We start from the raw sequence: 5711 nt of genomic DNA, 5'->3' as shown, positions 1-5711 counted from the left end.
CCGCACTCCCGAGACTGAACGGCACGGCGTAGACCCCGGAACCCCACCCACTCCGAAGCCCGAGCCCGTGCCCGCGCGGGTTCCGGGGTCTACGCCGTGCCGTTCAGTCTCGGGAGTGCGGCGACGGAGGCGGTGGACGTCGTCGTGGCCGGCTGCTCCGCGGACCCCGGCCTGGCGTGGGCGGCCGGGAGCCGGGTGGACCGCAGCCGGTGGCTGACGGCCTCGTCCAGCGTCACCGGCCGCTGGGTCTGGGCCGCCAGCCGCCCGGCCTCCTGGCCGAGGCGGGCGACGTCCTCCCACGGCAGCCGCACCACCAGGGACAGCTCGGCCTCGCCGTCGGGCAGGGCGTGGATCGGAGGAGTAACTCGCTCGCTCATCGCCTGTTCCTCGCTTCGTCGCGTCGGTCACGTCGCCCTACGGCCGCTGTCCCACGGCCGCCGCTCGTCCCGGCGGCCGCCTCCCGCACCGCGGGCGGTCGGGGAGACATACGGACGGGCGAACGGCCGCGTTCACCGGCCGTCCTCCTCGGCCCGGTCGGCACGGCCGGGTGCACCCGCCCAGGTCGACGGGCCCGGCCGGCCCGTCCACCCGCCACCGATTCGCCCGGCGGATCGGGGGCAGTACTTCCCTGTGGTCATCCCCGTCCATGATCTGAACCCGGTGCGGCGCACCCCCTGGGTGACGTACGCCCTGATCGCCGCGAACTTCGTCGTGTTCCTGCTCACGCCCGGCATCTCCGGGTCCGTCACGGGCGGCAGCAGCCTGGCCGAGCTGTGCCACCTCCAGGCGTTCACGGATCACTACGCCCTCGTGCCGCGCGAGCTGATCCACCACTCGATGCCGTCGCTGGTGCCGACCGGCGACGTGGGCGTGGGCGTGCACGGGCCGGGCTGCGTGCTGGGGCCGCCGGCGTACGACAAGTCGGCGGAGCTGTCGGTGTTCACGGCGATGTTCCTGCACGGCAGCTGGCTGCACCTGCTGGGCAACATGCTGTTCCTGCTGATCTTCGGCAACAACATCGAGGACCGCATGGGCCACGTGCGGTTCCTGCTGTTCTACGTGGTCTGCGGCTACGCGGCCGGATACGGCTTCGCGCTGCTCAACGCCGACTCCGGTCAGCCGCTGATCGGCGCGTCCGGGGCGATCGCCGGAGTGCTCGGCGCCTATCTGGTGCTGTACCCGAGGGCCCGCGTCTGGGTCCTCGTCCCCTTCCTGGTCTTCCTGCCGCTGCGGCTGCCCGCCTGGATCGTGCTGGGCTTCTGGTTCGTGCTGCAGGCGTTCTACTCCGCCGGCCAGGGCGTCGCCCAGGCGGGCACCGTGGCGTACGCGGCCCACGTGGTCGGCTTCGTCGCGGGCATGCTGATCGCCCTGCCGCTGCGCCCCGGCACCCCTCCCCCACCGGAGCCGCGCGGCCTGCTGTTCGGCAGGCGGGCCCGCCCGGGTTGGTGAGGACCCTTCGGGTGAGCGCCGCGACGGCGCTTCGTACCCGGTGGGACGCGGTACCGGGCAGCGGCATCGGCCCGCGCCCGCCCGCGTAGTCACGGTCCGTGGGGGCCGCAGGTGCCGGGGCGACCGCGACCACCACCTCGGCCACCGTGACCGGCCTGACCCCGGCGACCGGTCACACCTTCACCGTGCGGGCCAAGGACACGCGCGGAAACGCCGGACCGGCGAGCCCCCCGCTCACCGTGAAGACCGTCGACCCGTCGACCGACCCGACGCCGCCGACCGCGCCGGGCAACCTCCGCTCCACCGGGAAGACCTCCTCCAGCGTGACCCTGGCCTGGGACAGGTCCACCGACAACGTGGGCGTGGCGGCCTACGACGTCTACCGCGGCACGACGCTGGCGAAGTCCGTCGGCGCGGACACCACGACGGCCACCGTCGACGGGCTCTCCCCAGCCACCGCCTACACCTTCACCGTCAAGGCCCGTGACACCGCCGACAACCCCTCGACCGCCTCGAACGCCGCGACCGTCACCACCGACGACGTGGCGGGCCCGGGCAAGCAGCTCAAGGTGGGCTACTTCGCGCAGTGGGGTATCTACGGGCGCCAGTTCTTCGTGAAGAACCTGGACACCTCCGGCGCCGCCGCCCGGCTCGACGTGCTCAACTACGCCTTCGAGAACCTCGATCCCACCAACCTCACCTGCCAGGCGGGCGTGACCAAGGGCGTCTCGTCCGACCCGCAGGACCCCGACGAGGGCACCGGCGCGGGCGACGCGGACGCCGACTATGCGCGGCCCATGTCCGCGGCGCAGTCGGTCGACGGTGTCGCCGACGACGGATGGGGCAAACTGCGCGGCAACCTCAACCAGTTGAAGAAGCTGAAGGCCAAGTACCCGCACCTGAAGGTCGTGGTGTCGCTCGGCGGCTGGACCTACTCGAAGTTCTTCTCCGACGCGGCCGCCACACAGGCCTCCCGGGAGAAGTTCGTCAAGTCCTGCATCGACGTGTGGATCAAGGGCAACCTGCCGGCCTACAGCGGCGCGGGCGGACCGGGCACGGCCGCCGGCATCTTCGACGGCATCGACATCGACTGGGAGTGGCCGGGCTCCGAAGGGCATCCCGGCAACCACTACGGCGCCCAGGACAAGGCCGATCTGACGGCCCTGCTCGCCGAGTTCCGCAAGCAGCTCGACGCGCTCGGCGGCGAACACCGGCTGCTGACCGCGTTCACCCCGGCCGACCCGGCGAAGATCGCCGCAGGCTGGGACCTGAGCCGGATCTTCGACTCACTGGACTACGCCGACGTGCAGGGGTACGACTTCCACGGCGCCGGCAGTGACAACTCCTGGGAGCCGGGGCGCACCGGGCACGGCTCCAACCTGTACACCGACGCGCAGGACCCCTACCCCTTCCACTTCAGCATCGAGAACGCGATCCAGGCCTATCTCGACGCCGGGGTCAACCCCCGCAAACTGACGGTGGGCTTCCCGTTCTACGGGCGCGGCTGGCAGTCCGTCACCGACGGCGGGACCGGCGGCGAGTGGCAGGACGCGAACGGCGCCGCACCCGGCCAGTTCGACACCGAGGCGGGGGTCCGCGGCTACAACAACCTGATCACCACGTTCCCCGCCATGACCGTCCACCACGACGAGCAGTCCGTCTCGACGTACGGCTACACCGGTCCCGGCGGCCAGTGGTGGACGTTCGACGACACCTGGTCGATCGGCAAGAAGACGGCCTGGATCAAGTCCAAGGGGCTGCTGGGCGGCTTCGTCTGGGAGGTGTCCGGCGACACACCGAACGGCCTGCTCATGACCGCACTGGCCGACGGGCTGAAGTAGCACGACGGCCCGGGACGTACCGGGCACCGAACCCCCGGGCGGGCGGACGGCGGACCGCCCGCCCGGGCCGGTGCGCACCGGGCCGGACCCCGCTCGGCCGGCGCCCGCCCGGGCCGCGGTCGCGGCGACCGCTCAGCGTGCGGTCTGCGTGTGGACGTACTCGACCAGCCTGGTGAGCGCGTCGGGGTCGGTGGACGGCATGACGCCGTGACCGAGGTTGAAGACGTGGCCCTCCAGGCCCGCTGCCGCGTCCAGCACCTCGCGGGTCTTGGCCTCGACGGCCTCGCGGGGGGCGAACAGGACGGCCGGGTCGAGGTTGCCCTGGAGCGCCTTGCCGGGGCCGACGCGGCGGACGGCCTCGTCCAGCGGAACGCGCCAGTCGACGCCGACGACGTCCGCGCCCGCCTCGCCCATCAGGCCGAGCAGCTCACCGGTGCCGACACCGAAGTGGATGCGCGGCACGCCGTACCCGGCGACGGCCTGGAAGACCTTCGCGGAGGCGGGGAGCACGGAACGGCGGTAGTCGGCCGGAGCGAGGGCGCCGGCCCAGGAGTCGAAGAGCTGCACGGCGCTCGCGCCCGCCTCGATCTGCACCTTCAGGAAGGCGGCCGTGATGTCGGCTAGGCGGTCGAGCAGGTCGGCCCACAGCTCCGGGTCGCCGTACATCATCGCCTTGGCGTTCTCGTACGTGCGGGACGGGGCGCCCTCCACGAGGTAGCTCGCGAGGGTGAACGGCGCGCCGGCGAAGCCGATCAGCGGGGTGGCGCCCAGCTCGCGGGTGAGCAGGCCGATCGCCTCGGTGACATAGGGGACGTCCGCGGGCGTCAGGTCGCGCAGCCGGGCCAGGTCCGCGCGCGAGCGGACCGGACGCTCGACGACCGGGCCGACGCCGGGCTTGATGTCGAGGTCGATGCCGATGGCCTTCAGCGGCACCACGATGTCGCTGTAGTAGATCGCCGCGTCCACGTCGTGCCGGCGCACCGGCTGGAGGGTGATCTCGGTGACCAGCTCCGGGCGCGTGCAGGACTCGAGCATCGGGATGCCCTCGCGCACCTTGCGGTACTCGGGCAGGGAGCGCCCGGCCTGCCGCATGAACCACACGGGGGTGTGCGGCACCGGTTCACGCCTGCACGCCTTGAGGAAGGCGGAGTCGTGGGTGGCTGTCGGCGGCTGATGGCGGGCGGGCGTCTCGTTGGCACTCACGGTGGCAAGTCTCGCACGGCCCCGGGGGCGCGACAGCCGCAGCCCGGTGGCGTGACGGCCGCGGTGTGCGGCCCCCTGGCGGCGCAGCGTCCTGCGGCGGGGTGTCTTGCCCTGCACGAAGGCTCGATTCCCCTTAATCTTCCCGGCATGGCTGCGGCTCAGGGACGACTGTCGGACGGCGCTGGCGGAATGGACGATGCGAAGGAGGGGGACGGGCATGCGAACAGGGCGGAGCAGGCTCCGGTGCCCTTCCGGGCCGCCGTCGAGGCACTGAGGGCCGCGCGGGTGAGGCCGCAGGTGGAGATCGAGCAGGTACCGCCGCCGCAGCGCCTGGCGCCCTTCTCGTACGCGCTGGAGGCCACGGTCGTCGACGGGGACCAGGACCTCGCCGACGGCCGTCTGGTGTTGCTGCACGACCCGGCCGGGCACGACGCCTGGCACGGTACCTTCCGCCTGGTGACCCTGGTGCGGGCCGAACTGGAGCCGGAGATGGCCGCCGATCCGCTGCTGCCGGAGGTGTGCTGGTCGTGGCTGACCGGGGCGCTGCAGGCGCGCGGTCTGGCGTACGGCGAGCCGAGCGGCACCGTGACCCGGGCGAGTTCGCACTACTTCGGCGGTATGGCGGCGCGCCCGGCCGCCTCGCAGATCGAGATCCGCGCCTCCTGGACGCCGCGCGAGGGCCTGGGCGGGGTTCCGGACACCGGGGCCCACCTGGGCTCCTGGTGCGATCTGCTGGCCCAGGTCGCGGGCCTGCCGCCGGCCGGGCCGGGGGACGCGTCCGTGGTGACGCTGCCGCAGCGGCGCGACCCGCAGTCACGCTGAGCCGAGCGTCCCCGCACCCGGCGGCCCCACATCCCCGCCGCGCCCTCGTAATCCCCCAGCAGCCCCGCACTCCCGCGCCCTCGGTCCTCCCGCACCGGCGCGAGCGGAACCCACCGCCCGGCCGACAGCGGCCACTCCCGGCGGCTTCCCGCACCCCGTCTTACCGATCCCTTGCCGTGTCTTTGTCGATACGGCCACTTTCGGGCACGTATGGGCGCCGAGCGACCCCGAACGGCCCCGAGCGAACCGATTCAGCCTTCGGCTGATCGACAACCTGTCCGAATTGAACGCATTGATACTCACCAGATCGTGATCATTCTCTAAAGGACAACAGGTTTGCTGCCGAAGACGACTGTGACCTTGCAAGCACGGTTGTCCCGGCTTCTTCCCCACAAG

At 72.3% G+C, this 5711-nt stretch carries 4 protein-coding genes and 1 pseudogene; 3 read left to right on the top strand and 2 right to left on the bottom strand.

Annotation, left to right across the window (positions count from 1 at the left end; translation table 11 throughout):
* Nucleotides 1–89: 89 nt before the first annotated feature.
* Nucleotides 90–377, bottom strand: coding sequence for a hypothetical protein (locus BZY54_RS45610; RefSeq protein ID WP_086731229.1), 288 nt, complete (start codon nt 375–377; stop codon nt 90–92).
* Between the two features lie 253 nt (nt 378–630).
* On the opposite strand from BZY54_RS45610, the gene BZY54_RS45605 reads away from it, so the two are divergent.
* The gene (locus tag BZY54_RS45605) at nt 631–1449 is read left to right on the top strand and encodes a rhomboid family intramembrane serine protease (RefSeq protein WP_086731228.1); all 819 of its coding nucleotides are present in this window, start codon (nt 631–633) and stop codon (nt 1447–1449) included.
* Between the two features lie 119 nt (nt 1450–1568).
* A pseudogene (locus BZY54_RS45600) lies at nt 1569–3290 on the top strand (glycosyl hydrolase family 18 protein); the annotation flags it as partial.
* 132 nt (nt 3291–3422) lie between these two features.
* Here the strand turns inward: BZY54_RS45600 and hemE are convergent.
* Nucleotides 3423–4493 carry a uroporphyrinogen decarboxylase gene (gene hemE, locus BZY54_RS45595; RefSeq protein ID WP_086731227.1) on the bottom strand — a complete coding sequence of 357 codons (1071 nt, stop codon included), beginning with the start codon at nt 4491–4493 and terminating at the stop codon, nt 3423–3425.
* Between the two features lie 147 nt (nt 4494–4640).
* Here hemE and BZY54_RS45590 point away from each other — a divergent pair, with 147 nt between their 5' ends.
* Entirely contained in the window at nt 4641–5315 is a 675-nt protein-coding gene (locus tag BZY54_RS45590; protein WP_086731226.1) for a DUF3000 domain-containing protein, read from the top strand.
* Nucleotides 5316–5711: the final 396 nt, after the last annotated feature.

This window comes from Streptomyces carpinensis, assembly GCF_002154505.1.
GTDB classification, from domain to species: Bacteria; Actinomycetota; Actinomycetes; order Streptomycetales; family Streptomycetaceae; genus Streptomyces; species Streptomyces carpinensis.
This window is presented reverse-complemented; position numbering and strand designations above follow the sequence as displayed.